Annotated in this window: 19 protein-coding genes and 1 pseudogene; 10 read left to right on the forward strand and 10 right to left on the reverse strand. The window is 61.3% G+C overall.

The annotated features are described in order from the left end of the window. Positions 1–96 precede the first annotated feature (96 nt). Positions 97–972, forward strand: a complete 876-nt coding sequence (gene metF / locus ACN0Q0_RS01490) for a methylenetetrahydrofolate reductase [NAD(P)H] (RefSeq protein WP_417241577.1) — start codon at positions 97–99, stop codon at positions 970–972. 95 nt (positions 973–1,067) lie between these two features. Beyond that, complete coding sequence (locus tag ACN0Q0_RS01495) at positions 1,068–1,565, forward strand: hypothetical protein (protein ID WP_417241578.1); 498 nt, start codon at positions 1,068–1,070, stop codon at positions 1,563–1,565. A gap of 57 nt (positions 1,566–1,622) precedes the next feature. Here ACN0Q0_RS01495 and ACN0Q0_RS01500 read toward each other — a convergent pair whose 3' ends face one another. From ACN0Q0_RS01500 to ACN0Q0_RS01510, 3 genes are all read right to left on the reverse strand, one after another. Further along, positions 1,623–2,657 (reverse strand): DUF2235 domain-containing protein, encoded by a 1,035-nt coding sequence (locus ACN0Q0_RS01500; protein WP_417241579.1) that lies wholly within the window; start codon positions 2,655–2,657, stop codon positions 1,623–1,625. After that, positions 2,644–4,947 carry a xanthine dehydrogenase family protein molybdopterin-binding subunit gene (locus tag ACN0Q0_RS01505; RefSeq protein WP_417241580.1) on the reverse strand — a complete coding sequence of 768 codons (2,304 nt, stop codon included), beginning with the start codon at positions 4,945–4,947 and terminating at the stop codon, positions 2,644–2,646. Before ACN0Q0_RS01505 ends, ACN0Q0_RS01500 begins: the two co-directional genes overlap by 14 nt. 121 nt (positions 4,948–5,068) lie before the next feature. Then, positions 5,069–6,235 (reverse strand): type III PLP-dependent enzyme, encoded by a 1,167-nt coding sequence (locus tag ACN0Q0_RS01510; RefSeq protein ID WP_417241581.1) that lies wholly within the window; start codon positions 6,233–6,235, stop codon positions 5,069–5,071. A 302-nt stretch (positions 6,236–6,537) separates the two neighbouring features. On the opposite strand from ACN0Q0_RS01510, the gene ACN0Q0_RS01515 reads away from it, so the two are divergent. Further along, on the forward strand, positions 6,538–6,969 hold the full coding sequence (locus ACN0Q0_RS01515) for an Lrp/AsnC family transcriptional regulator (protein WP_417241582.1): 432 nt from the start codon (positions 6,538–6,540) through the stop codon (positions 6,967–6,969). A 48-nt stretch (positions 6,970–7,017) separates the two neighbouring features. Here the strand turns inward: ACN0Q0_RS01515 and ACN0Q0_RS01520 are convergent, their stop codons facing one another. After that, on the reverse strand, positions 7,018–8,157 hold the full coding sequence (locus ACN0Q0_RS01520) for a serine hydrolase domain-containing protein (protein WP_417241583.1): 1,140 nt from the start codon (positions 8,155–8,157) through the stop codon (positions 7,018–7,020). 193 nt (positions 8,158–8,350) lie between these two features. Between ACN0Q0_RS01520 and ACN0Q0_RS01525 the strand changes: the two genes are divergently transcribed. Continuing rightward, entirely contained in the window at positions 8,351–11,476 is a 3,126-nt protein-coding gene (locus ACN0Q0_RS01525) for a valine--tRNA ligase (RefSeq protein ID WP_417241584.1), read from the forward strand. Between the two features lie 135 nt (positions 11,477–11,611). Here ACN0Q0_RS01525 and ACN0Q0_RS01530 read toward each other — a convergent pair whose 3' ends face one another. Next, a complete protein-coding gene (locus tag ACN0Q0_RS01530) occupies positions 11,612–12,448 on the reverse strand; it encodes a crotonase/enoyl-CoA hydratase family protein (RefSeq protein ID WP_417241585.1) in 837 nt (278 codons plus the stop codon). 104 nt (positions 12,449–12,552) lie between these two features. Between ACN0Q0_RS01530 and ACN0Q0_RS01535 the strand changes: the two genes are divergently transcribed. Continuing rightward, entirely contained in the window at positions 12,553–13,656 is a 1,104-nt protein-coding gene (locus tag ACN0Q0_RS01535; RefSeq protein WP_417241586.1) for a pyridoxal phosphate-dependent aminotransferase, read from the forward strand. Here the strand turns inward: ACN0Q0_RS01535 and ACN0Q0_RS01540 are convergent. Beyond that, on the reverse strand, positions 13,653–14,897 hold the full coding sequence (locus ACN0Q0_RS01540) for a pyridoxal-phosphate-dependent aminotransferase family protein (protein ID WP_417241587.1): 1,245 nt from the start codon (positions 14,895–14,897) through the stop codon (positions 13,653–13,655). The genes ACN0Q0_RS01535 and ACN0Q0_RS01540 overlap by 4 nt on opposite strands. Before the next feature lie 285 nt (positions 14,898–15,182). Here ACN0Q0_RS01540 and ACN0Q0_RS01545 point away from each other — a divergent pair. Further along, a pseudogene (locus ACN0Q0_RS01545) lies at positions 15,183–16,721 on the forward strand (ABC transporter ATP-binding protein); the annotation flags it as partial. 241 nt (positions 16,722–16,962) lie between these two features. Here ACN0Q0_RS01545 and ACN0Q0_RS01550 read toward each other — a convergent pair. Further along, complete coding sequence (locus tag ACN0Q0_RS01550; protein WP_417241588.1) at positions 16,963–17,646, reverse strand: TIGR04283 family arsenosugar biosynthesis glycosyltransferase; 684 nt, start codon at positions 17,644–17,646, stop codon at positions 16,963–16,965. Positions 17,647–17,809: 163 nt separating this feature from the next. Here ACN0Q0_RS01550 and ACN0Q0_RS01555 point away from each other — a divergent pair, with 163 nt between their 5' ends. Next, positions 17,810–18,538, forward strand: coding sequence for a YgfZ/GcvT domain-containing protein (locus tag ACN0Q0_RS01555; protein ID WP_417241589.1), 729 nt, complete (start codon positions 17,810–17,812; stop codon positions 18,536–18,538). Between the two features lie 72 nt (positions 18,539–18,610). Here ACN0Q0_RS01555 and efp read toward each other — a convergent pair whose 3' ends face one another. Further along, entirely contained in the window at positions 18,611–19,174 is a 564-nt protein-coding gene (gene efp / locus ACN0Q0_RS01560) for an elongation factor P (RefSeq protein ID WP_417241590.1), read from the reverse strand. A 214-nt stretch (positions 19,175–19,388) separates the two neighbouring features. On the opposite strand from efp, the gene ACN0Q0_RS01565 reads away from it, so the two are divergent. The 3 genes from ACN0Q0_RS01565 (at position 19,389) to ACN0Q0_RS01575 (ending at position 21,897) form a co-directional block, all read left to right on the forward strand. Next, positions 19,389–19,706: a DUF6280 family protein gene (locus tag ACN0Q0_RS01565; RefSeq protein ID WP_062219544.1), complete on the forward strand. Its 318-nt coding sequence runs from the start codon at positions 19,389–19,391 to the stop codon at positions 19,704–19,706. 147 nt (positions 19,707–19,853) lie between these two features. Further along, a complete protein-coding gene (locus ACN0Q0_RS01570) occupies positions 19,854–20,426 on the forward strand; it encodes a cupin domain-containing protein (RefSeq protein ID WP_417241591.1) in 573 nt (190 codons plus the stop codon). Between the two features lie 13 nt (positions 20,427–20,439). Beyond that, on the forward strand, positions 20,440–21,897 hold the full coding sequence (locus tag ACN0Q0_RS01575; protein ID WP_417241592.1) for a cobyric acid synthase: 1,458 nt from the start codon (positions 20,440–20,442) through the stop codon (positions 21,895–21,897). A 3-nt stretch (positions 21,898–21,900) separates the two neighbouring features. Here ACN0Q0_RS01575 and ACN0Q0_RS01580 read toward each other — a convergent pair whose 3' ends face one another. Further along, complete coding sequence (locus ACN0Q0_RS01580; RefSeq protein WP_417241593.1) at positions 21,901–23,028, reverse strand: hypothetical protein; 1,128 nt, start codon at positions 23,026–23,028, stop codon at positions 21,901–21,903. Positions 23,029–23,135: 107 nt separating this feature from the next. Next, on the reverse strand, positions 23,136–24,512 hold the full coding sequence (locus tag ACN0Q0_RS01585; RefSeq protein ID WP_417241594.1) for a TolC family outer membrane protein: 1,377 nt from the start codon (positions 24,510–24,512) through the stop codon (positions 23,136–23,138). Position 24,513: the final 1 nt, after the last annotated feature.

Genomic DNA, 24,513 nt, shown 5'->3' on the forward strand with positions numbered 1-24,513 from the left:
GATGAGCGCCATTCATGTTAAACTTGAAAATTATGAATTTGTCTCACATGACCGCCTGTGACACAAGAGGCGCAATCTCAGACAAGGACTGCCTCCATGACCGCCCCCCTGCCCGCCGCCAAAACCGCCACCACAACGACCGTGCCGAACATCTCGTTCGAGTTCTTTCCGCCCAAGAACATCGAGGCCTGTTTCAGCCTGTTCGAGACCGTGCAAGCGCTCGAGGGCATGAACCCCGGGTTTGTGTCGGTGACCTATGGCGCGGGGGGCACGACACGCGAGTTGACCCATGACGCGGTGGCGTTGCTCAACCGCAAATACGGGTGGAACGTGGCCGCGCACCTGACCTGTGTGAATGCCACACGCGAGGAAACTCTGGCGATTGCCGACAGTTACAATGCGGTGGGCGTCACCGAAATCGTGGCGCTGCGTGGCGATCCGCCCAAGGATGCGGGCAAATTCACCCCCGCCGAAGGGGGCTTTGCCAACTCGGTGGAATTGATCGCGGCCCTCAAAGAGACCGGAAAATTCAAGATCCGCGTCGGGGCCTACCCCGACCCGCACCCTGATGCGACGGATGAAAATTCCGACATCACGTGGCTAAAACAAAAATTCGAGGCGGGCGCGGATTCGGCCATCACCCAGTTCTTTTTCGATCCCGACACCTTTTTCCGCTTTCGTGACCGCTGTGCCAAGGCGGGCATCACGGGCAAAATCATCCCCGGCATCCTGCCGATCACAAGTTGGAAAGGCGTGCAGAAATTCGCGGCCTCCTGCGGCACGCCCCTGCCCGCGCATTACGCCGAAGCCTTCGAGACCACCGGTGATCCGCGCCAACTGTCGATCGACCTGTGTACCGCGTTGTGCCAGAGCCTGATCACCGAGGGCGTCGAGGATCTGCATTTCTACACCCTCAACCGCCCGCACCTGTCCAAAGCCATTTGTGCCAATCTCGGCGTCGCGGGGGCGTAACAGGTCTGGTGTCAATTTTCTCATGAAACCATTGGCGCGTGGGCGCATCCTGTTTATGGTGCGTTCACTTACATTTAACGTTCGAAAGGTTTGACGTGAAAAAGATTTTAGTCGCCGCCCTTGTGGCAACCACCGCCCTCGCCGCATGTAATAACGCCGAGATTACACAGCCCCCCGTCCAGTATCACGCCACCAAGCGCCTCAATGAAAAAGGCGTAAGCAATTTCACCGCCCGGACATTCGTCACCGTCGACGGGACGAAAAAGGAAATCTCCGGCGTGCCGTGTAAATTCGCAGCACCCGGGTTTAACGCAAGCTTTGTCACCCCTGCCGTGGTCTCGACGCCGGATATGGGGCCACGCACGCCCGCGGGCTCGATCACCTGTACCCATGAAGGCAAAGACAAGCTTGAAATCATGAAGTCGTACAACGAGACCGTCGCGCAGATTGAACAGTCTGCCTATAACGCGGGCGCAGGTGCGGGCCTCATCGGTGTGATTGTAACAGGGATAGCGGCCTCAAATCAAAAAAGCCGCCGCGATGCGACCCTTGATATCTACGGTTATCCGGACGTGAGCGTGCATTTCAAATAAGCGCGCAAACCTGACACGCGAAAGGCGTCGCCATTGTGCGGCGCCTTTTTTGTGACCTCACACGTTCAGCGACGGGTGGCGGACCTCGGAGGGGTCGGCGCCGATGGTGCGCGGGCGGCGCATGAGGAAAAACTTGCCCCACCCGCGATGCGAGCCCACCGAGGGCGCGTGCGGGTCGGCAAGGTAACGCCGGCGCCAACCGTCCGGCAGCGCCAACCCCGCCGCTTCGGCCTTGTCCAGCATCCACACGAGCGTGGTGTTGGACAGTTTGCGGGCGGGGGCATAGCCGCTGAGTTGGCCACCGACATCACCGTGGCTGCCGCGAAACCACATCTGTTGCAGGCGTTGGTCGGGCAAGTCGGGATTGGTGTGAAACATCACAGGGTCATAGGCCCCGCGACGCTCATGGGCGGCAAGCGCATGGTAGACCGATGTAGCGCAGCGTGGCGGATAGAGGTCGTGGAACTCGTGAAAAACCGAGCTGAACCGCCACAGCACCGGAAATTGCAACCCCACCGCCGCCACCGTGTCCCACACGCCCAGAAACGCAATCGGTGTGGTCGCGTGGCAATAGGCGTTATGAAATGCCCGTGCGGGGGCGAATTGCGGTCCCGTTTGGTAGTGGCGGTAGGCGACGGTGATATTGTGTTCGGTGGCGTGTTCGGCCTTGACCAGACCCACCTTGTCGATAAAGCCCGCAAGCGAGCGCACGGCATAGGCCCCGCGCGAATAGCCCATCAGGTAGATGCGGTCCCCGGGGTGATAGCGCGAGGCAAGTGCGCCGTAGACCCGTTTGATCTGTTGGTTGATGCCGCGCCCCTCGGCCACATCGCGCAAATCGCGCCATGAATTCATCTGAATGCCTGCCTCATAGCGCACGATCATATTCGCGCCCTCCGAGGCCTCGGTAGCCAGTTTATAGGTCAGCCCCGCGTTGGTCTCGAACCCCGCATCGAGCGAGGACATGGTCCCGTCGAGGATGATGAGGTGGGTGATCGGGCCACGGGTGCGCGAGGCCCCCGAGGTTTTGATCCGCGAGCGGATCGAAAACAGTCGCCCGATACGTCCGAACAGGGTGTCACTCAGCGGCAATACCGGCGTCCTTCGATGTTGCGGTCACAGCCCGCCAGACCTTTTGCGGTGTAAATGGCATGTCGATGCGGCGCACGCCAAGCGGCCAGAGCGCATCCGCCACGGCGTTGGCCACGGCGGCCAGAGCGCCCACGGTTCCGGCCTCGCCACAGCCTTTCATCCCCATGACGTTATGGGTCGAGGGAACCGGTTCGGAGACAAATTTGACAAAGGGCATATCATCGGCACGGGGCATACCGTAATCCATAAAGGATGCGGTCACCAATTGCCCCTCGTCGTCATAGACGCACATCTCGGTCAGCGCCTGTCCGATACCTTGGGCCACGCCGCCGTGGACCTGACCCTCGGCCAGCATCGGGTTGATGAGATTGCCGAAATCATCGGCCACGGAGTATTTCACCACCTTGGTCTCGCCCGTCTCCGGATCGATCTCGATCTCGGCGATGTGACAGCCGTTGGGGTAGGAGCGGCCTTCGATCTCGGCCTGTTCGCGCACGGACAAAAGATCGTCGCGCCCCGCCTCACGCGCCAGAGCCGCCGCTTGTAACATGGTGGGCGTCTCGTTGGTGCCCTCGATGCGGAACCGTTCATCGTCAAACGTGACCTCGCCGCCGAACGCCGCCTTGAGAAAGGCGCTCATGCCGGTGACAAGCGTGCCCACGGTTTTGAGCGTGGCGTTGTTTTGCGTGGTCACAGAACGCGATCCGCCCGTGCCGCCACCCGATGGAATGCGGTCGCTGTCGCCCTGAACCACGTCGATCAGATCCACGGGGATGCCGGTCTGGTCAGCCAGAAACTGGGCATAGACCGTCTCGTGGCCCTGCCCGTTCGACTGTGTTCCCACGTAAAGGTTCACGCCGCCATCGTCGCGAAACTCCACATGCGCCCACTCGTCAGGGTCGCCCAGAATGCTTTCGATGTAATAACAAAGCCCGCGTCCGCGCAGCTTGCCCGCCGCCTCCGAGGTGGCTTTACGCGCGGCGAACCCGTCCCAATCGGCCTCGGACAACGCACGGTCCAACACCTTGTTGAAATCACCCACATCATACAATTCGCCCGTGGCAGAACGGTAAGGGAAGGACGCGGCGGGAATGAAATTCTTGCGGCGCAGCGCGACGGGATCCACCCCCATCTCGCGGGCGGCCTGGTCCATCGCCCGCTCAAGGGCAAAGATTGCCTCGGGACGCCCCGCGCCGCGATAGGCATCGACGAGGGAGGTGTTGGTGTAGAGGCCACGCACCCGCAAAAACGCCGCTTGGCAATCATAGGTCCCCATCAACACCTTTTCGAACAGCTCCGACTGGATCGCCTGACCATAGTGCGAATTATAGGCGCCAAGATTGGAAATACTATCGACGCTATAGGCAATCAGCTTGTGATCGGCATCAAAGCCCAACTCGCAGGTCGAAATCAGATCGCGCCCCGCGTGGTCCGACAACATGCCCTCGGTGCGTTCGGACATCCACCGCACGGGGCGGTTCAATCCTCTGGCCGCGGCGGCAATGACGAAATATTCCGGGAACGGCATGCCCTTGAGGCCAAATCCACCGCCCACATCGGGGTTGGTGATCCGCACACGGTCGCGGTCAATGCCAAGGTTGTCCGCCAGATCGTCTTTCATCCCCCAGACCCCCTGACCGCCAAAGCACAGGTGGACACGGCCATCCGCGCCCCATTCGGCAAAGGCCCCGCGCGGCTCCATCGGCACGATCAGCACGCGGTTGTCCATCACCGGCACGGTGACGCGGTGGGCGGCGGTGGCCATGACGGCGGCGACGGCGGCCCCATCGCCCTTTTCATAGTCGTAGGCGATATTTTCGGGGGCCTCGTCGTGAATCTGTGGCCCGCCGGTTTCAAGGCCCACATGCACGGGCAAATCGTCATAATCAAACGCGATCAGTTCGGCGGCATCTTTGGCCTGTGCGCGTGTTTGCGCAATCACACAGGCAATCGGCTCGCCCACGTAGCGCACGCGCCCCTCGGCCAGAAACGGCCGTTTGGGATCGGCGGCGGGGGTGCCATCGGCGTTGGTGATCACCTCGCCCTTTTGATAGGGGTGCAAACCCAAAGGCGCCAGATCGGCAAAGGTCAGAACCGCCAACACGCCCTCGGCGTCACGGGCATCCGCCACATCCAGTTCGGTGATCGCGCCATGGGCCACGGGCGAGCGGAGGAAAAAGGCAAAGGCCGCGCCCTCGGGCGTGATGTCATCAACGTAACGCCCCTGCCCTGTCAAAAACCGCGTATCTTCGCGGCGCTTCACCGGTTGGCTTTTCCCGAACTTGTCCATGGTCGTGACCCTCCCTCAGAATGCGGCATGAAAAACCCCGCCGTTACAGGAGAGTAACGGCGGGGCGAGACATGTAAAGGGCGCAGATGCGCGGTGCGCCTGTGCAGATTAGGCCGCGCGATTACGCCGCAAGTGCGCGCAGAGCGCAGGTCTGGCTCTGGACGATCTCGACGGTGAGATTGCCGAAGCCGTTAAAGCGGGTCGCGGTGGCCACCGAATAGGCGCCGACACCGTAGAAAATCACGTGATCTTCCTCTTCCATATCGCAGGGGAAGCCGATTTCGGACGGCAATTTGTCGGTGCTGTCACAGGTCGGGCCGAACACGGTGCGCATAACGGGCTCGCCCATGCGCAGGTGCGCCTCGGGGCCGTAGGCGTCGATGCGGTCGATCACACCCACGAGGTGCAGCTCGGACAGAGCGCCGTAGATGCCGTCGTTGATGAACACATGCGCATCGTCACGGATGGCCCGCACGCGGGTGGCAAGCGAGTAGCTTTCGGCCACAAGCGCACGGCCGGGCTCACACACGAGCGCGGGGCGATCCGCACCAAAGGCCTCATCGGTGACACGGTCGATCAGCGCAAAGGTCGCGTCGAGTTGCGGCACCACATCGTTGAGACGGTGGGACGGGAAGCCGCCGCCAACATTCAAACGGTTGATGCGCACACCTGTGTCGCGGCCAATGCCGGCTGCGGCGTGGATGTAGGACGCCCATGCGGCCGGATCGGTGCATTGTGTGCCCGGGTGGAAGGTGAGCGAGACGGTGAAACCGAGCGCCTGCGCACGCATCACCAGATCACGGGCCAGATCAACGGTCGCGCCGAATTTCGCGCCGAAGTTATAGGCCGCCCCATCCACGGGCAGTTTGAAGCGCACGGAGATTTCCACGCCCTCGGACGGCACCAGTTCGCCAAGTTTTTCCAACTCGGAGCGGCTGTCGACGGAGTAGGATTTCACGCCTGCTTTCACAGCGTGTTTGATCTCGGCGCGCGAACGCACGGGGTTGTGGTAGTGCATGGCGGCGTGTGGCGCGATGCGGGCAATCGTGTCGATTTCGACGGGCGAGGCCACGTCAAACCCGCAGATCCCTGCGTTCACGAGGTTCTGGAGCACAGCCTCGTCGGGGTTGGCTTTGACCGCGTAGGTCACAAGACCCGGGAAGCCACTCAAAAAACGGTGCGCATTGGCCTGAAGGATTTCGGGCGAGAAAAACAGAACCGGATGCTCGGGAGCATGGTTGCGCAGGTATTCAGCGGGCGATGCCCAGATATTGTTAGAGAGCCCCATCGGCGTATCCTTCACCAACAAGGCGCAGCCACTCTCTTACCCGGGAGAACCGGTTGGGATTGCGCTTACGCGGTTATCCAAACCAGGCCAGGTGCGGCGCATGTGGCACCGCGTTGTGTGCCCTGCGACCATCCTGTGATCCTGAAAACAGTCTTGGCTATATGCTTGCTAAATTTGACGATCAAAAGAGTTGAAACGTGCGGATTGGTGGACAATCTGTAGCGATCTGTGGTTAAAATGATAGATCAAAGGGGCTCGGGCCAAACCGGCGCCCAAATCATTGGCGCATGAGGACCAAAATCATGGACGATCTCGATCAAAAGATTCTTTCGGCTTTGGCGGTGGACAGCTCCACCTCGGTGTCGCGACTGGCCCGCCGGTTCAAAGTGGCGCGCTCAACGGTACAGGCCCGTCTGGAAAAAATGGAAACAAACGGCACCATTGCCGGCTACACGATCAAATTGGGGGATGTGATCCTGGCCCGCCGCGTGCGCGCCACGGTGCTGATCGAATGCGAGGCCCGCACGACCGCCTCTGTCGTCGTCAAACTCAAGGCAATCCCCGAGGTGGTCATGGTGGCCACAGCCACGGGGCGTGTTGATTTGATTGCCGAATTGGCCTGCGAATCCACCGAAGAGATCGACACCACGCTCGAACAGATCACCGCCATCAGCAGTGTCCATGACATCGAAAGCCTGATCCACCTGTCGACCAAATTCGATCGCACGATCTAAGGCCCATGATCGGGCAAAGTTACACTCCGGCCCGTCAAACTGTCAGGTTCACCCGGGCGACAAGGACGTGGCGGCGCGATACTGTCCGGCCGTGCGGTGGGCCTGTGTCGCCTCGATGGTTTTCAACAGGAATTTGACCGCCCGTGCCGGATCGGCCATCTGGTTGACCGTCCCCGCCACATAGACCCCCGCCTTGGGCGCGTGAAACAGGAACGTCCCGCCCAGACCGATCTGGCCGAACAGCGGCTCCACCCGTTTGAACATGGTCCACGGCTCGCGCCACCGGTGCGGCGCCATCATCCACAGCGGCACTTTCAGGCGCATCAGCCCGAGGCCGAATTCGGACGGGTAGAACATCGGGCGCCAGTTGCAGTGCCCGAGAAGCGTAGGGACATCAAACAGATACCCCTCGAAAAACGCCCGCAGAAACATCATCGACTCGCGGGCGGTGGTCACAACCCCGCCATCCGATTGAAACGAGGCCATCGATAGAGGAATGGTGATTTCATTGGCTTTGGACATCAAATTGAGCGGGCGGCGGTCCGCAGGGTCACAATAGACATAGGTCGAGGACAGGCCCAACCGCTTGGCAATCCGCGTGTCAAAGACTTCGGCAAAGGTTTTACCTTCCACGCCTTCGATCACCTTGCCCAAGAGGTGGTAATTCGTGTCGGTATAGTTGGCTCTGCGCCCCGTCCCGGGCGGGCAAATCGCACCATGTGAGCGCGTGCGCTGGATAACATCGGCAAAGGTCCATCCCGTATCGATCCCTTCGGCAATCGCATGTTGAACGGATCGCGCACTGTGCTTGTAGATAAAGAAATCCCCGAGCCCCGACTGGTGCGACATCAGGTGGCGCACGGTAATCTGATGCGAATAATCCACGCCGTCCAACACATGCAGCTCCGCACACAGGCGGCACCCGTTCCGGCAATCATCGAGGTAGCTCATAAACGGCACATCCAACGCAATCGCGCCCTCCGCCACCAACTGCATCAAAATCGCGGTGACGTAGAGTTTGGTCGCCCCCGTGGCGAAATACGGCTTTTTGGCATCCAGTTGGCCCGCGCCGACGTTATATCCCTTGCCCGTCATCTGGTCATGCACGGTGATCGTCACGCCATTGTGCCACGGATGGTCCACAAGCGTGTCGGCCAAGGCCTGAATTTTATGTTTGAGCGGGTCCATTCGGGTCTCTCCACAGGGGGCCAACGCGGGGTTTGGCGCAGCCCCCCGATCGGGTCTTTGCGCACAAATCACGTGATAGCAGGTCGGTTTGTCCGTTCTGGAGGTCCAAGTCGGCGGGTTTCTCCCTTTCCCTTATGCGGTCTGCGCGGTAAACAACGCGGGACCGAGGAACGACTTGCAGGCGATATATACAATGGCAATGGACAAAACTTTTGACGCAAATGAGGCCGAAAAGCGGATTTATGACGCTTGGGAAAAGGCAGGCGCCTTTAAAGCCGGCGCACATGCGACCCGCGAGGAGACGTTCAGCGTCATGATCCCGCCGCCCAACGTGACGGGCGCGTTGCACGTAGGTCACGCATTTAACAACACAATTCAGGATATTCTGGTGCGTTGGCACCGGATGCGCGGCTTTGACACGCTGTGGCAACCCGGTCAGGACCACGCAGGGATCGCGACCCAGTTGATGGTCGAAAAAGAATTGGCCAAGTCGGGTCAAAAGCGCACGGATTTCACCCGCCCCGAATTTTTAGAGAAGGTTTGGGAGTGGAAAGGCCAGTACGGCGCAACCATTATCAACCAACTCAAACGCCTCGGTTCGTCATGTGACTGGAGCCGCAACGCCTTTACCATGTCGGGAGCCCCCGGTGCGCCGGCGGGCGAAGAGGGCAATTTCCACGACGCCGTGATCAAGGTGTTCGTGGAGATGCACGAAAAGGGTCTGATCTATCGCGGCAAGCGGCTTGTGAACTGGGATCCGCATTTCGAGACGGCGATTTCCGATCTCGAAGTGGAGAACATCGAGACCCCCGGTCACATGTGGCATTTCAAATACCCGCTCGCGGGTGGCGCCACCTACACCTATGTCGAGAAAGACGAGGACGGCAATGTGGTGTTCTCCGAGGAGCGCGACTATATCGCCATCGCCACGACACGTCCCGAGACCATGTTGGGGGACGGTGCGGTGGCCGTGCATCCCGATGACGCCCGCTATGCACCGATTGTCGGCACGCTGTGCGAAATTCCGGTGGGGCCGAAAGAGCACCGTCGCCTGATCCCGATCATCACCGACGAATATCCCGACATGGCCTTTGGCTCGGGGGCGGTGAAAATCACCGGTGCGCATGATTTCAACGACTACCAAGTGGCCAAGCGTGCAAACCTGCCGCTGTACCGTCTCATGGATACCCGTGGCGCGCTGCGCGAGGACGGGTTGTCGCACGCCGACAGTGCGCTGTTGGCCGCCGAGATCGCGGGGGGCAAGCCGTTCACCGAGAACGAGGTCGACACCATCAACCTCGTTCCCGATGCGCTACGTGGCATGGACCGTTTTGAGGCGCGCAAGGCGGTGGTCGATCAGATCAACGCCGAGGGTCTGGCCGTGATGACCACGGTGACGCGTAAGGTCAAAGACGAGGACGGCACCGAGACCGAGGTGTCCGAGGTTGTGCCCTACGTCGAGGACAAGCCGATCATGCAGCCGTTTGGCGACCGCTCCAAAGTCGTGATCGAGCCGATGCTGACCGATCAATGGTACGTGGACGCCGAGAAAATCGTCGGCCCCGCTTTGGACGCCGTGCGCGACGGGCGGACCAAAATCATGCCCGAGAGCGGCGAGAAGGTGTATTTCCACTGGCTTGAAAACATCGAACCGTGGTGCATCTCGCGTCAGCTTTGGTGGGGGCATCAGATCCCCGTGTGGTATGGTCTCGATCTGTCCGCGCCCGATTTCAAGGACGACGAGGGCGATGGCGCGCTCGACGAGGTGGAACTGTTCCGCCTGTTGACGGCGGGCGGCATGTTGCATGTCGGCGCCGTGCATCACTGCGCCACCGATTTCGAAGGGGTCCGGGACGCGTTTATGGGCGAGATTGCCGACATCCCCACCCCGCTCAACCATTGCCGCATCGTCGAAGTGGGCAGCCGCCAAGAGGCGATTGAAACCTTCGCCGAGGCGCTCGCCGCCTATAACGTCAGTCAGGACCCGACCAAACTGGTCTACCCCGTCTGGCGCGACCCCGATGTGCTCGACACATGGTTCTCGTCGGGCCTTTGGCCGATTGGCACGCTCGGCTGGCCCGAATGGGATGAGAGCACGTCGAAATACTTCTCGACGGACGTATTGGTCACGGGTCAGGACATCCTGTTCTTCTGGGTCGCCCGCATGATGATGATGCAACTGGCCGTGGTGGACGAGGTTCCGTTCCACACCGTCTACCTGCACCAACTCGTGCGCGACGAAAAGGGCAAGAAAATGTCCAAAACCACCGGCAACGTCATTGATCCCTTGGAGATCATTGACGAATACGGGGCAGACGCGCTGCGCTTTACCAATGCGTCGATGGCCTCCATCGGTGGCGTGCTCAAACTGTCCGAGGACCGCATCAAGGGCTATCGCAACTTCACCACCAAAATCTGGAACGCGGCGCGGTTTGCCGAGATGAACGAGGTGTTCGAAAACTACGATCCTGCCGTTATGCCCACCCCGACGGCGACGGTGAACAAATGGATCATCGGCGAAACCGCCAAGGTCCGCGCCGTGGTGGATCAGGCGTTCGACGACTACCGGTTCAACGATGCCGCAAACGCGCTTTATGCCTTTGTCTGGGGCAAGTTCTGTGACTGGTATGTCGAACTGGCCAAGCCGCTGTTCTATGACGGCGACGCCGCGACCCTTGCCGAGACCCGTCAGACGATGGGCTGGGTGCTCGACCAAGCGCTGACCATGTTGCACCCGATCATGCCGTTCATCACCGAAGAGCTGTGGTCCAACATCAAATCCGACCGCGACCTGTTGGCCGTGTCCGATTGGCCGACGTACGGCGCGGAATTGATCGACGCCGGGGCCGACCGCGAAATGAACTGGGTGATTGATCTCATCGAGAGCATCCGCTCAAGCCGCGCCGAAGTGCATGTGCCTGCGGGGCTGAAAATCCCGATGGTTCAGGTGGATCTGGACGAGGCGGGCAAGACCGCTTGGGCCAACAACGAGGCGCTCATCCTGAAACTGGCACGCATCGACACGCTCACCGAGGGCGCCATGCCCAAAGGGTCGATCACCATTTCCGTGGCGGGCGGCACATTTGCGCTGCCCCTCGCCGGTGTGATTGATATCGCCGAGGAAAAGGCCCGTCTGGAAAAAGCGCTCGGGAAACTGGCCAAGGAACTCGGCGGCCTGCGTGGCCGTTTGAACAACCCCAAATTCGTGGCCTCCGCGCCCGATGAGGTGGTGGCCGAAGCGACCGAAAACCTCGCCGCACGCGAAGAGGAAGAGGGCAAACTCAAAGCCGCCCTCGCCCGTCTGGCCGAAATCGGCTAATCGCGCCGGTTAACCGCCGTCCCGAATACGGCCCCGAACACCAAAAGCCCCGCCAGAATGAGCGGGGCTTTTTTACAGGGCGCGCACGAGCCGCACCGGTTGGGGAAATATCGCGGGCGCGGCGGGGCCGAAGCCCTATTTGTAAACGGCCGCGCGTTTTTGCATTGCGGCCATCACCGTCTCGATCTGGTCGGGTTTGCCGATCAGGTCACGCTGTTCGCGGCTTTCCTCATAGAGAACATGGGGGCGGTCCTGCGTGGTCTCGGCCACCGCGATCAACCGTTTGGCGGCGCGGATGGCCGAGGGGCTTTTGCCCGCGATCTTTTGCGCCAGAGCCAGCGCCGCAGCCTTTGGATCGTCGGCCAGTTCCGTGACCACGCCCATCGCGAGCGCTTGCGGCGCGGGGTAGACATCGGCGGTATAGATCATCTGGCGCAGCACATCCGAGCGCAGCACGGTGGGAAAAATCGTCATCCCGCCCATATCGGGGATCAGCCCCCATTTCATTTCCATGATCGACAGTTTCGCGTCAGGAGCGGCAATGCGGATATCGGCGGCGATGGCCAACTGCATCCCCGCCCCGAAACACGCGCCCTGAAGCGCGGCGATCACGGGAACAGGCAGGTCGCGCAGGCAGAGCGAGAACGCCTGAAATGCATTGGCGTCGCCGTGGGTGCGCGCCATGACCAAATCGTCAAGATCCGCCCCCATGAATTTGGTAAAATTCGCCGTGTCCAATCCCGCGCAAAAGGCATCGCCCGCGCCCGACAACACCACCACCCGTGCGTCCGAGGCGGCGATTTTGGCCACTTGGGCGATGAGCACATCGACCAGTTCGACCGAGACCGCGTTCATCTTTGCGGGGCGGTTCAACGTCAGATGGGCGATACGGTCGATCACCTCAAGGGTCACGATTTCCTGATTGGCTTGGGGGTCTTGGGCGTTTTGGATCACTTGGGACGTGTCGGTCATGGGAGCCTCCGGTTTTCGGAGAAAGCCTAGCGAGGCGTGGCGCGATTTGCATCTGTGACGCAGCGGCGCTTGCACGGGGCGCGGGTTTGGGCCAAGACAGGCGCATGAGCGATCCAAGACAGACACACCGCGCCCGAACCCTGCCCGCCACCATTCCATTCGTGGCGCCCGAAGCCATGGAGGCCGCACGCGGTGCGCCGTTCGAGGCGCGTCTGGGGGCCAATGAGCTATCGTTCGGCCCCTCCCCCGTGGCCATCGCCGCGATGCAGGCCGAGCTGTCGGACATCTGGAAATACGGCATCCCCGATAATGCGCCTTTGGTCGCGGCCCTTGCCGCCCACCACGGCATTGACCCCGCGTGCATCACCGTGGGCGAGGGCATCGACGGGCTGCTCGGCACTCTGGTGCGGCTCTATGTGGATCAGGGCGATGCGGTCGTGACCTCGGCGGGGTCCTATCCGACGTTCAACTACCATGTTGCGGGGTTTGGCGGCGTGTTGCACACGGTGGCCTATGATGGCGATCACGAGGACCCGATGGCCCTGATCGACACGGCCCGCACGGTTGGTGCGAAACTGGTCTACTTGTCCAATCCGAACAATCCGATGGGATCGGTGCATTCCGCGCAGGTGGTGCAGGATATGATCGCGGCCGTGCCCGAGGGCTGTTTGATGGTGCTTGACGAGGCCTATACCGAATTTGCCGCGGATGACACGCGCCCGCCGGTGGATCCCGCGGATCGTCGCGTGATCCGGTTTCGCACCTTTTCAAAGGCTTACGGCATGGCGGGGGCGCGCATCGGCTATGGCATTTCCCACCCCGATGTGGCCACAAGTTTTGACAAGGTGCGCAATCATTTCGGCGTCAACCGCATCGCACTTGCGGGGGCAGTCGCGGCATTGAGCGACCACGCCTACCTCGGCGCGACCCTGAAAACCGTCGCGGCGGGGCGCGCCCGACTTGCACAGATCGCACAAGACAACGGGCTGACGCCCCTGCCCTCGGCCACCAATTTTGTGACGATGGATTGCGGGCGGGACGGCGATTATGCGCGGGCGCTTTTGGCCGCTCTGGCCCGTCGCGGCGTCTTTGTCCGCATGCCCGGTATCGCGCCGCTCGACCGCTGCATCCGCGTCTCGGTGGGTCTACCCGCCGAGATCGCGGTGTTTGCCGAACGCCTGCCTTTGGCGCTCGGCGATCTGGCCTAGCAACAGCGGCAAGAGGTCTCGGACGGCACAACAGCGACCTTTGATCCGGTCTGTGACAGGAACGAGGAGGCCGCAACCGTACCGCCGATGCCATGCGGGATGTCGAGGGCGCTAAACGCCGTTTCCACCGCGCCGACGATGCCAAGCACCATGTGGGCGTTGATATGGCCCATGTGGCCGATGCGGAAATACCCGTGGGATTCGTCCGAACCGATGCCACCGAACCCGAGCGAAATGCCCAAGGTGATCCCGAGGTGTTCGGTCAACCAATCGCGCAAACGGGTGCCATCGCCATTGCCCAACGACAGTGTGGTGACAGCATGCGAGCGATGCGCGGGGTTGGCGATATTGAACCGCAGCGCCCCGTCCGAGCCCCATTGATCCACCGCCGCCCAATAGGCCCCCGCAAGGATTTCATGGCGCTTCCAGACGTTTTCAAGCCCCTCGTCCAGAATCATATCCACGGCCTGACGCAGCCCGTAAATGTGGTGGGTGGGCGGCGTGCCGTCGAAATATTCATACAGGTGGAATGGCTCGGCCCGCGTGGTCCAGTCCCAGTAGGGCGTGCGCAGATCGGCGGTTTTGCCCTCGGACAAGGCCTTGTCCGTGAACCACACAAACCCCATTCCGGGAGGCGTCATCAGGCCCTTTTGGCTCGCCGCAATCATGACGTCCACGCCCCATGCGTCCATCTCGAAGCGGTCACAGCCCAGCGAGGCGATGCAATCCACGGCGAAGACCGCGGGGTGGCCCGCCGCATCAATCGCGCGGCGCATGGCGGCGATATCGTTGCGCACGGAGGTGGCGGTGTCGACATGGACCGTCATCACCGCCTTGATCTCGTGTTTGGTATCGGCGCGCAAAGCGGCTTCAAGCTGCGCGGGGTCAACAGGGGCGTGTTTGCCAAAATCAATTGTCTCGACATTGAGCCCCAACCGTGTGGCCACATGCGCCCAACCGATACCGAAATTGCCCGTCAGGCAGACCAACACCTTATCCCCGCGCGAGACCATATTGGTCAGCGAGGCCTCCCAAAGGCCGTGACCGTTGGAAATATACATCGCCACATGGCCCGCTGTGCCGGCAATCTGTTTGAGGTCGGGGACAAGCCCGTGGGTGATCTCGACCAGTTCGCCCGTATAGATATTGGGCGCGGGGCGATGCATCGCCTGTAACACAGGATCGGGAATGACCGAAGGACCGGGAATAGCGAGGTAGTGACGACCGTTGGCTAGCGACATAGGGCAGCGACCTTTGTTGAAGTGGCAAAGTGTTGGGGCGCATCAAAACGCACCCCGACCCAACGTGCGTAGCCGCGCAAATCGCAACCGTCAATTGAACACGATGTTCCAAAACGGCACAGGGGGCGTGTTCAGGCGGCCCACACACACTGCGCCGCCGCCCCCCGCAAAGCACCGCCACCTCAACGGGCGCGTTTCACGGCGGCGCTTGAAGCAGGGCGCATGAGGCGGTACACCCATCCGATGGGCGCGATGATTGCGCGCCAAACCCGCGACGGAGTTTCCATGAGCGCTGACCCGAACACGTCCCCGAACACGCCAAAGACCCAATCCGGAGACTTGCTGCGCTGGTTTTTCAGCACATACCTGCGTCCGCAATCGAAAAAGCTGATCGCGGCCTTTGTCTTTATGGTGATCGAGGGCGGCATGATCGGTCTGATCAGCTACCTGATCAAACCCATGTTCGACGACGTTCTTGTGGCCGCCGACAGCAGCCGCATCGCATGGACGGCTCTGGCCATTCTGGGTGTTTTTGCCGTGCGGGCGGTCTCGGGCTACGCCAACCGTGTGCTGATGACGATGGTGCGGGTGAAATCGGCGGCCCATTTACAAACCGACCTTTTGGCTCATGTGCTCACACTGGATGGCGCGTTTTTCCACAAGTATCCCCCCGGTGTTTTGTTGGAGCGCACGCGCGGCGATTGCCAAGCGGCATCAAACCAGTGGGGAACGATTTTGCGCAGCCTTGTGCGCGATGTGATTGGCGTGATCTCGCTTTTGATCGTGGCCTTTACAATGGATTGGGCATGGACGCTGCTCGCGCTTGTCGCCGTGCCGTTTATCGCCTTCCCGATCCGCACCTTGCAAAAACTGGTGCGGCGCAATTCCATGGCCGCACGCGAGGCGTCAAGTTTCGTGTCCAACCGTCTCGACGAGGTGTATCACGGCACCACCTCCATCAAACTGGCGGGCACGGAAACCCGCGAGACAGACCGGTTCGAGCGGGCCATCGACGCATACACCGGCGAGGAAATCCGCGCCGCACGGGGCCAGTCGGCCATCCCGTCCCTGATCGATTTCGTCGCGGGGATCGGGTTTGCCGCCGTGCTGTATTTCGGCGGGCTTGAAATCATTTCCGGCGAGAAAACCGTTGGCGAGTTCATGGCGTTTTTCACCGCTGTCGGCATGTTGATCGACCCCGCACGGCGTCTTGGCAATGTGTCGGGCCAATGGCAAAGCGCCCTTGCGTCGATGGTGCGCGTGCATGACATCTTTAAGGAGCGCCCGAGCATCGTGTCGCCCCCCGCCCCCGTGGCGCTTGCCATGCCCGCACGCGAGGCCGATATCGTGCTCGATGCGGTGGCGTTTTCCTATACCGACACGCCTGTTCTCAAAGGCGCGTCCTTTGTCGCCAAGGCGGGTCAGACCACGGCACTCGTCGGGGCATCGGGTGCAGGAAAATCCACGATTTTCCATCTGTTGGCCCGTTTGGCCGATCCGCAAAGCGGCACGATTACCATCGGCGGCACCCCGACAAACCAGTTGGATCTCGGGGAGCTGCGCGGGTTGTTTTCGGTCGTGTCACAGGATGCATTGCTGTTTGACGAAAGCATCCGTGACAACGTTCTAATGGGGTCGGACGCCAGTGACGCCGATCTGGACAGCGCCCTCAAGGCCGCGCATGTCGATGCGTTTCTCGGCCATCTTGAGGCGGGTGTGGACACCAACGCGGGGTCACGCGGGTCGGCCCTGTCGGGGGGGCAACGTCAACGGGTCGCGATTGCCCGTGCCGTGTTGCGCGACCGTCCGGTCCTGTTGCTTGACGAGGCGACATCGGCCCTTGACGCGCAGTCCGAGAAAATCGTGCAAGAGGCGCTTGAGCAGCTGTCCAAAACCCGCACCACGCTTGTCATTGCCCACCGTCTGTCGACCATTCGCAATGCCGACACCATCGTGGTGATGGACAAGGGTCAAGTGGTGGATCAGGGAACCCATGACGAATTGTTAGCCCGTGGTGGCCTTTACGCCGATCTCTACCGGTTGCAGTATTCCGACGGCAAAACCGTCACCGACGATAAGAGCGTGACAGTCGCACCGGATCTGCCCCCGCAAGATAGCGCAGAAGACGCCAAAGGTTCCGGCCTCCTTGGATCAGCCACCCGCGCTCTTGGTAGCGTGATGGGTCTGTTTGGACGGCGCAAGAGCTAAGCACGATCCGCGCCCGCCCGAGCCTGCGGGCGAGATCGACGTCCTCCATCAGGGGGATATCCGCATAGCCGCCGGTCTGGTCGTAAAGGGCGCGCGAGACGAGCAAGGCCTGATCGCCATAGGGCAGACCGAACAGGCGCGTGCGCAGGCGCGCCCACCCGCCCGTGAGCCGCGCCATCGCACCGCCCCCGCGAAACGACAGTGAGAACACCAGAGCGCGGTCGGGGTCGGCCAGATGCGCCAAGGCAACATCGCTCCACCCCTCGGGCAGCCACGTATCGGCGTGCAGGAACAACAGCCACGCGCCCTGTGCCGCCTCGGCCCCACGCGCCAGTTGCCCGCCACGCCCCGCGGCCCCCACAATCAACTCGGCCCCGATCGCATCGGCCAGACGGGCGATGTCGTCGGAGGATCCGCCATCGGACACGATCAACTCGCGCACCACGCCCGCATCGACCCCCTCCATCACCCGCGTGAGGGTTTCGGCCAGTTGCGGGGCGGCGTCGAGGGTCGGGATGATGACGGAAATCGGGGCGCGCATAGGGATCTCGTTGTTTGGCTCACCGGCAAAACCTAACGGGTTTCCCGCCGCGATTGAATCGCAAAAACGGTATCACGACGCCCTGAGGTCAGCCCCGCACAGGCGGTGCTTCAACTTGGCCCCGACCCGCCCTATATATAAGGGCAAAACAAAAGGACCGCACATGACCGAGCGCAGCATCATCGCCCTGACCGGCACAGAGACCCGCAAGTTTTTGCAAGGTCTGACAACCAATGACGTGAACGGCATTGATCACGGCGCAGTCTACACGGCCGTTTTGACGCCGCAGGGCAAATTCATGGTGGATTTCTTTCTGGTGGCCGAGGGCGATGCGGTGCTGTTGGATGTCGCCGCCTCCGAGGCCGACGCCCTGACCAAGCGCCTGAACATGTACAAACTGCGCTCCGACGTGACCCTGACGCTGACGGATCGCACGGTGTCACGCGGTGCGGGCGCCCCGCCCGAGGGAACGTTTGCCGATCCGCGTCACCCCGATCTGGGATGGCGGGCCTATGACGGACGCCCGGGCGAAGACGTCGATTGGGACGCGATCCGCGTGGCGCATGGCATCCCCGAGACCGGTATTGAACTGACCCCCGACACCTATATTCTGGAGGCGGGGTTCGAGCGGCTTCACGGTGTGGATTTCAAAAAGGGCTGCTATGTCGGTCAGGAAGTCACCGCACGGATGAAGCACAAAACCGAATTGCGCAAAGGATTGGCCACGGTCGCCATCGAGGGCACCGCCCCCGTCGGTACACCGATCCTGACCGGGAGCGGCAAAGAGGCGGGAACACTGTTCACCCAATCGAACGGGCGGGCCATCGCCTATCTGCGGTTTGATCGCGCCACCGGACCGCTCACCGCCGGATCCGCCACGATTACGGCATGAAAAAACCGCCCCGACAGTGCGGGGCGGCTGTTCAATCGACCAGAACCAGTCAAATAGTTGTGATCGGGCGCGTTATGCGCGCTCGGAATATTCCATCGTTTCGGTGTTCACGATGATCATTTCCTCCGGACCGACGAAGGGAGGCACCATGACTTTGACGCCATTGTCGAGGATCGCGGGCTTGAACGAGTTGGCGGCGGTCTGACCCTTTACCACCGGTTCCGTTTCAACGATCTGGCAGGTCACTTTTTGCGGCACGGAAACGTTGAGCGCCTCCTCCTCGTAGTACTCGATTTTGACGGTCATACCGTCTTGCAAGAACGGGCGACGATCGCCCAAAAGCTCGGCGGACAGTTCAACCTGTTCAAAGGTTTCGGAGTCCATAAAGGTCAGCATTCCATCGGTTTCGAACAGAAATTGTTGATCTTTTTGCTCCAAACGCACGCGCTCGACCTTATCGGCGGAGCGGAAACGTTCGTTGAGTTTGCGACCGTCGCGCAGGTTCTTTAGCTCGACCTGGGCAAAGGCACCGCCCTTTCCGGGTTTGACGTGATCGACCTTGACCGCCGACCAAAGGCCGCCGTCATGTTCAAGGACGTTTCCGGGGCGAATTTCGTTACCGTTAATTTTGGGCATTGGCAAAACCTAAGGCAAAAGGTTGAAGGACATTTGGCGCGATCTATATCTGGCCCATGGGCGCGGTGCAAGCCGCGCAATATGGGGCCGACGGGGCAGTACACATTCCGTAAACGCATAGGAGCTATGCATTTGCAGTGTATCCGAATCACTGCGGACCTGTCATAACGCCGCTCACGTCTGCACCACAAGACCAATAAAACAAGGACATCTCATGGCTGATTTTGTTGACGGCACTGCGTTTAATTACGAGCAAGGCCAACGCTCGCGGAAACTGTTCGCGGCTGTGGTTCTCGCTGCTCTCGATGACGCGATTGCCGATGACAAGAAATACGGCAATGGCCCCGAACAGATTGCCCGTTGGGCACGCTCTCGGGATGGCCGCGAAGTCCTCTCCTGTGCCGGGATCGACCCGAACGAACGTGTCGTCTCCGGCCTGATGGAATTTGTGTCCAAAGGCATTCGTACTTCCGTGGCTCTGTCACGCGAAGAAAGCGAGCGCCGCAACGCACAGCAAATGGAAGCTGCATAAGCCCCATTGGCAACACCGTGTAATGCGCTGCTGTTTCTTGATCATAAAAAACGCGCCTAGCTGCTCGCTGGCGCGTTTTTTTGTGTCCGCATTTTTGGTTCCCTGTCTCCCCGCCCTGCCGTAGCCTGATCGGCAAAGGAGGCTCCCATGGCTCGGAAAATCGACGCGAATCTGGTTCCCGCAAAGGTCGGCACGCTCTGTCCCCCGCCCCACCATCACCACACCAAGGCCCGCGAAAAACGCGCTCTTGGCGATGCGGCGGGCCTCACGCAATTCGGCGTCAATCTCACACGGCTCAAGCCCGGCACATGGTCGGCCCTGCCCCATTGGCACGAGAAAGAGGACGAGTTTGTCTATGTGTTGGAGGGCCATCCGACCTTGGTGCATGGCGACACCACCGAAGCCCTGTCACCGGGGGATAGCGTGGGGTTCAAAGCCGGCGTCGAGATCGGCCATTGCATTCAGAACAACAGCGGAACGGATGTGGTGTTGCTCGAAATCGGGACGCGCAATCCGGCGGAACGCGCCTTTTATCCCGGCCTTGATTTGATGGCGGATATGGCGGGCGACAATTTTTACTATCACCTCGACGGCACGCCCGTGGCCGACGTCAAACGGCGCGGCCCCGACGACGACGACGACGACGACGACGACGACGACGACGACGACGAACCTCTTTCCTCTTTCGGCCCCAACCCATATGCCTATCGCCAAAGGTGAGGGAGATATCCGCGTGGCAAAAGCGATCATGATTCAGGGGGCCGGTTCGAACGTGGGCAAATCCATGCTCGTTGCGGGCATCGCACGCGCCCTGACGCAGCGCGGCTACGCTGTGGCCCCGTTCAAGCCCCAGAACATGTCGAACAACGCCGCTGTGACCACGGACGGCGGCGAGATCGGCCGCGCACAGGCGCTTCAGGCCCGGGCCTGTGGTCGTGCGCCCCACACCGATATGAACCCCGTCTTGCTCAAACCCGAAACGGATGTCGGCGCACAGGTCGTGGTACAGGGCAAACGGGTCGCCACGATGAAGGCCCGCGATTACGGCAAAACCAAATCCACCCTGATGCCCGCCGTCCTGCAAAGCTTTCACCGTCTGGCCGACAGCGCCGACATTGTGGTGATCGAGGGCGCGGGCAGCCCCGCCGAGATCAACCTGCGCGCGGGTGACATTGCCAACATGGGCTTTGCCGAGGCTGCGGGCGTGCCTGTGGTGCTCGTGGGCGACATTGATCGGGGCGGCGTCATCGCACAGCTTGTCGGCACCCACACGGTTTTGCCCGAGGCCGACCGCGCACGGATCACGGCCTTTGCCGTCAACAAATTTCGCGGCGATGTCACCCTGTTCGACGCGGGCGCACGGGCCATTGCCGAGATGACGGGGTGGGCCGATCTGGGCACAATCCCGTGGTTCGACATGGCACACCGCTTGCCGGCCGAGGACGTGATGGACATTGCATCGCGCGGTTCGGGGCATGTGAAAATCGTCGTGCCGCGCCTGTCGCGGATCGCCAATTTTGACGACCTCGACCCGCTCGCCGCCGAACCCGATGTAACGGTGGAGATTGTCGAGGCGGGGCGCCCCCTGCCCGCCGATGCCGATCTTGTGGTGTTGCCGGGGACAAAATCCACCATCGGCGATCTGACCTATCTGCGCGCCCAAGGGTGGGACATCGACATTGCCGCCCATGTGCGTCGTGGCGGCCATGTGTTGGGGATTTGTGGCGGATATCAGATGCTTGGCCAATGGATCGACGATCCAGAGGGCATTGAGGGCCACGCGGGGCGCCACGCCGGACTGGGCCTGTTGGACGTCGAGACCGTGATGAGCACCGAAAAGCGCGTCACCCAAGTCACCGCACGCGATCTGGCCAGCGGGACACAGGTCAACGCCTATGAAATCCACATCGGTCGCACCACGGGGCCCGATTGCGACCGTGCATGGCTTGACCTTGGCCCTCACCACGACGGGGCGGCCCGCGCGGACGGCCGTGTCATGGGGTGCTATCTACACGGGTTGTTCGCCGCTGACGCATTTCGCGCCGCCTATTTGGCGCGGTTCGGGATCACGGGGGGGCTCGGGGATTTCGAGGGCGGTGTCGAGACCGCTCTGGATGCGCTTGCCGCCCATATCGAGCGCCACATGGACCTCGACGCCCTACTTACCCTGGCGCAAGAGATAGAGCGCTAGACGTTAATGAAGGTCGCGCATCGACAGCGCACGCTGCACTTCGCGGCGCACAAGACGGCGGATATTGCGCGTCATACGTTCGCCCAACTGGCCACGCAGCTCCTCGTTGAGGACGTCCGACACAATCGCACGCAGCATGTGTTCGTCCAGAAGATCCTCGTCCGCCATATGCGCGTCACGTGGTTCTGATGCCTCTGACAGGGGCTCTGTGACCGCCTCCGCCAACGGCGGCGTATCTGCCACCTCATCACATCCGTCTTCACCAACCAGATCGGCCAAAGAGACATCCAGACCGTCATCGGCCTCGGCCTCCGTTTCACGTTCGGGGCGATCGTCAAAGTGTCCGGCCACACACGCCGCATCCCCCTGATCGGGGTCTTGCGTATCGGGGTCTTGCGTATCGGGGTCGGTCGCATCCTCTACTGCGGCATCCTCACCGGATGGTTTTGCCCGCATGTTCAAAACAATATCGGCAAACCCGCGCGGCAATTGGCGCGGGATTTCGCCCTCAAGGTTTTCCGACCCATCGGGTTCCCAATCGCCCTCGACCGCGCCGACAGCGGATTCAAGCTCCGCGATGCGCTGTTCCAGACTCAGACGCGCGGCATGTTCCGCCGCAGCGCCATCGGGCGTGTCATCAAAATGGGCGGGCCATGCGGCGCGTGCATCCTCAAGGGAGCGGTGCTCTGCAGCCGCCGCCTCCTCCTCTCCTCCCGCGTCACCAACGGCGGCCTCTTCGGCCTCCGCGCTGGCGGCCTCGACCTCGGCCTCGACACTATGGCCCCCGGCCTCTCCGGCCTCCCCGCCACGGGGGACTGATACCGCGTCGATAGCGTCATCCTTCGACGTGACGGTCACGGAGGTCGGTTTGACAACGGCCAATTCCGGCCCGAGAATCAGCGGGGGAATTTCAACAACAGCCTCCGAGGGGGCCGGCTGCTTTTCCACCAGAAAATCAGTGGTCAAAAGAAACAGTTCGGGCGCACCGGTTGATTTGTTGGACGGGCCATTCGCAGCCGAAGGTGTCGCTGCGGCCATCCGTTCACGCGCAGCACGGCTGTCGACAACAAGTCGACGGATAGACGCCAGAACATCCTCGTCACCGCTCATATTCGTCATTGGATCAGACATACGATTCCCCGTGCGACTCTCTCAGGCCGTTGACCTGCGATGGTAACGGCCCCGCCAACAGGACACAACAATTTGCTGTTTAAGATCCTATGGACCCGATTGACGCGTTATTTTCGGCCAAGCGCCTCAAGAACACGGTCGAGCTTTGCGCCCTCGGGGCTGACATAGCGCGTTGGACCATCTTTGATCGCGTTGTAATAGGCGGCGGGATCATAGACCGGAACGTTGAGGTTCAGGTTTTGCACCGTCAACAGGCCCATCGACTGCAACACCTTGTAGGACTGGGTCTCGGCCGTGATTTGCGCCTGAATGGCCGACACCTGCGCGTCGAGCAAATCCTGCTCCGCATCGAGAACATCGAGGGCAGTGGAGGCCCCGAGATCGGCCTCTTCCTTGACCCCGTTGTAGGCCACGCGCTGTGCGCGCACAAAGGCCTGTGACGCGCTCAGCGACGAGGACAGGACCGACAGCATCGCCCAGTTGGAGCGCACGCCCTCTTCGATATCGCGGGTCGCGGTCAACAATTCGGCACGCGATTTATCACGCTGTGCAATGGCTTTACGGATTGCCGAGGAGACAGCACCACCGGAATAGATCGTCCCCTGTGCCGCGATCCCAAAGGATTTGTTCACGCCACTGGATGTATCGTTCGCCCCGATCCCCGCAGAGGCGGTGATTTCGGGGAACAGGTTCCGTTCGGCCCCGTCAACCGCAAGATCGGCAGCGGCGACCTGATGTTGGAGCGCCGTAATCGCGGGGTGGCCCCGTTGGGCCAGACGCACGGCGGCATCGGCGGAGGTCACGGGCAATTTCACCGAGGGCGGAGCCGAGAGGTTTTGAGGATAGTGCCCCATTTGGTTTTTGTAGGCCTCACGGGCCGCGGCCAGTGTCCCTTGTGCCGACGCCAGTTGGGCGCGCACGGAGGCCAGTTGCGCCTCGAACTGGGACACCTGTGTGCGGGTCACTTCGCCAACCTCGAACCGGTCACGGGTCGCGCGCAGGTTCTGTGTGGCCAGACGCACCGCGCTATTGCGCAGATTGACCAAGGCTTCTTGCTCGCGCACATCCATATAGGTGTCGACAGCGGCGGCGAGCACCTGTTGTTCGACATTCACGAGCGAGGCGCGGGTGGCCAGAACGGTTTCTTTGGAGATGTCGAGCGACACCTTGTTCTTGCCAAAGGTGTACAGCGTCATGGAGGCGTTGAACCCCAGTTGGGTCGCCCATGCCTTGTTCGTAAAGCTGTAATCGGTGCCTGCGCTATACCCGATCGATGGGCGCAGCGCCGCGAGGGCGGTTGCGACCCCCTCGTCCGTGGCCCGCAACGTGGCGCGGTTTTGCTCCAGAAGGCCGGAGTTTTTATACGCGGAAGCAAGGGCATCGCCCAGAGTTTCGGCAGAGGCCGACAGGGGCGCACCAACGCCGAACCCCACCGCCATAAGGACCGCAAAGGCACGTGATTTAAGTGTATTTTTATTCTTCATT

This window comes from Celeribacter sp., from assembly GCF_048259695.1.
In the GTDB taxonomy this organism is placed as follows: Bacteria; Pseudomonadota; Alphaproteobacteria; order Rhodobacterales; family Rhodobacteraceae; genus Celeribacter.

Excerpts from the sequence above, each read along its gene's own strand:
- ACN0Q0_RS01505 (WP_417241580.1), bottom strand. The coding sequence starts at position 4,947 with ATGGACAAGTTCGGGAAAAGCCAACCGGTGAAGCGCCGCGAAGATACG.
- ACN0Q0_RS01540 (WP_417241587.1), bottom strand. The coding sequence starts at position 14,897 with ATGTCGCTAGCCAACGGTCGTCACTACCTCGCTATTCCCGGTCCTTCG.
- ACN0Q0_RS01530 (WP_417241585.1), bottom strand. The coding sequence starts at position 12,448 with ATGACCGACACGTCCCAAGTGATCCAAAACGCCCAAGACCCCCAAGCC.
- efp (WP_417241590.1), bottom strand. The coding sequence starts at position 19,174 with ATGCCCAAAATTAACGGTAACGAAATTCGCCCCGGAAACGTCCTTGAA.
- metF (WP_417241577.1), top strand. The coding sequence starts at position 97 with ATGACCGCCCCCCTGCCCGCCGCCAAAACCGCCACCACAACGACCGTG.
- ACN0Q0_RS01550 (WP_417241588.1), bottom strand. The coding sequence starts at position 17,646 with ATGCGCGCCCCGATTTCCGTCATCATCCCGACCCTCGACGCCGCCCCG.
- ACN0Q0_RS01515 (WP_417241582.1), top strand. The coding sequence starts at position 6,538 with ATGGACGATCTCGATCAAAAGATTCTTTCGGCTTTGGCGGTGGACAGC.
- ACN0Q0_RS01525 (WP_417241584.1), top strand. The coding sequence starts at position 8,351 with ATGGCAATGGACAAAACTTTTGACGCAAATGAGGCCGAAAAGCGGATT.
- ACN0Q0_RS01510 (WP_417241581.1), bottom strand. The coding sequence starts at position 6,235 with ATGGGGCTCTCTAACAATATCTGGGCATCGCCCGCTGAATACCTGCGC.
- ACN0Q0_RS01570 (WP_417241591.1), top strand. The coding sequence starts at position 19,854 with ATGGCTCGGAAAATCGACGCGAATCTGGTTCCCGCAAAGGTCGGCACG.
- ACN0Q0_RS01585 (WP_417241594.1), bottom strand. The coding sequence starts at position 24,512 with ATGAAGAATAAAAATACACTTAAATCACGTGCCTTTGCGGTCCTTATG.
- ACN0Q0_RS01565 (WP_062219544.1), top strand. The coding sequence starts at position 19,389 with ATGGCTGATTTTGTTGACGGCACTGCGTTTAATTACGAGCAAGGCCAA.
- ACN0Q0_RS01580 (WP_417241593.1), bottom strand. The coding sequence starts at position 23,028 with ATGTCTGATCCAATGACGAATATGAGCGGTGACGAGGATGTTCTGGCG.
- ACN0Q0_RS01535 (WP_417241586.1), top strand. The coding sequence starts at position 12,553 with ATGAGCGATCCAAGACAGACACACCGCGCCCGAACCCTGCCCGCCACC.
- ACN0Q0_RS01555 (WP_417241589.1), top strand. The coding sequence starts at position 17,810 with ATGACCGAGCGCAGCATCATCGCCCTGACCGGCACAGAGACCCGCAAG.
- ACN0Q0_RS01520 (WP_417241583.1), bottom strand. The coding sequence starts at position 8,157 with ATGGACCCGCTCAAACATAAAATTCAGGCCTTGGCCGACACGCTTGTG.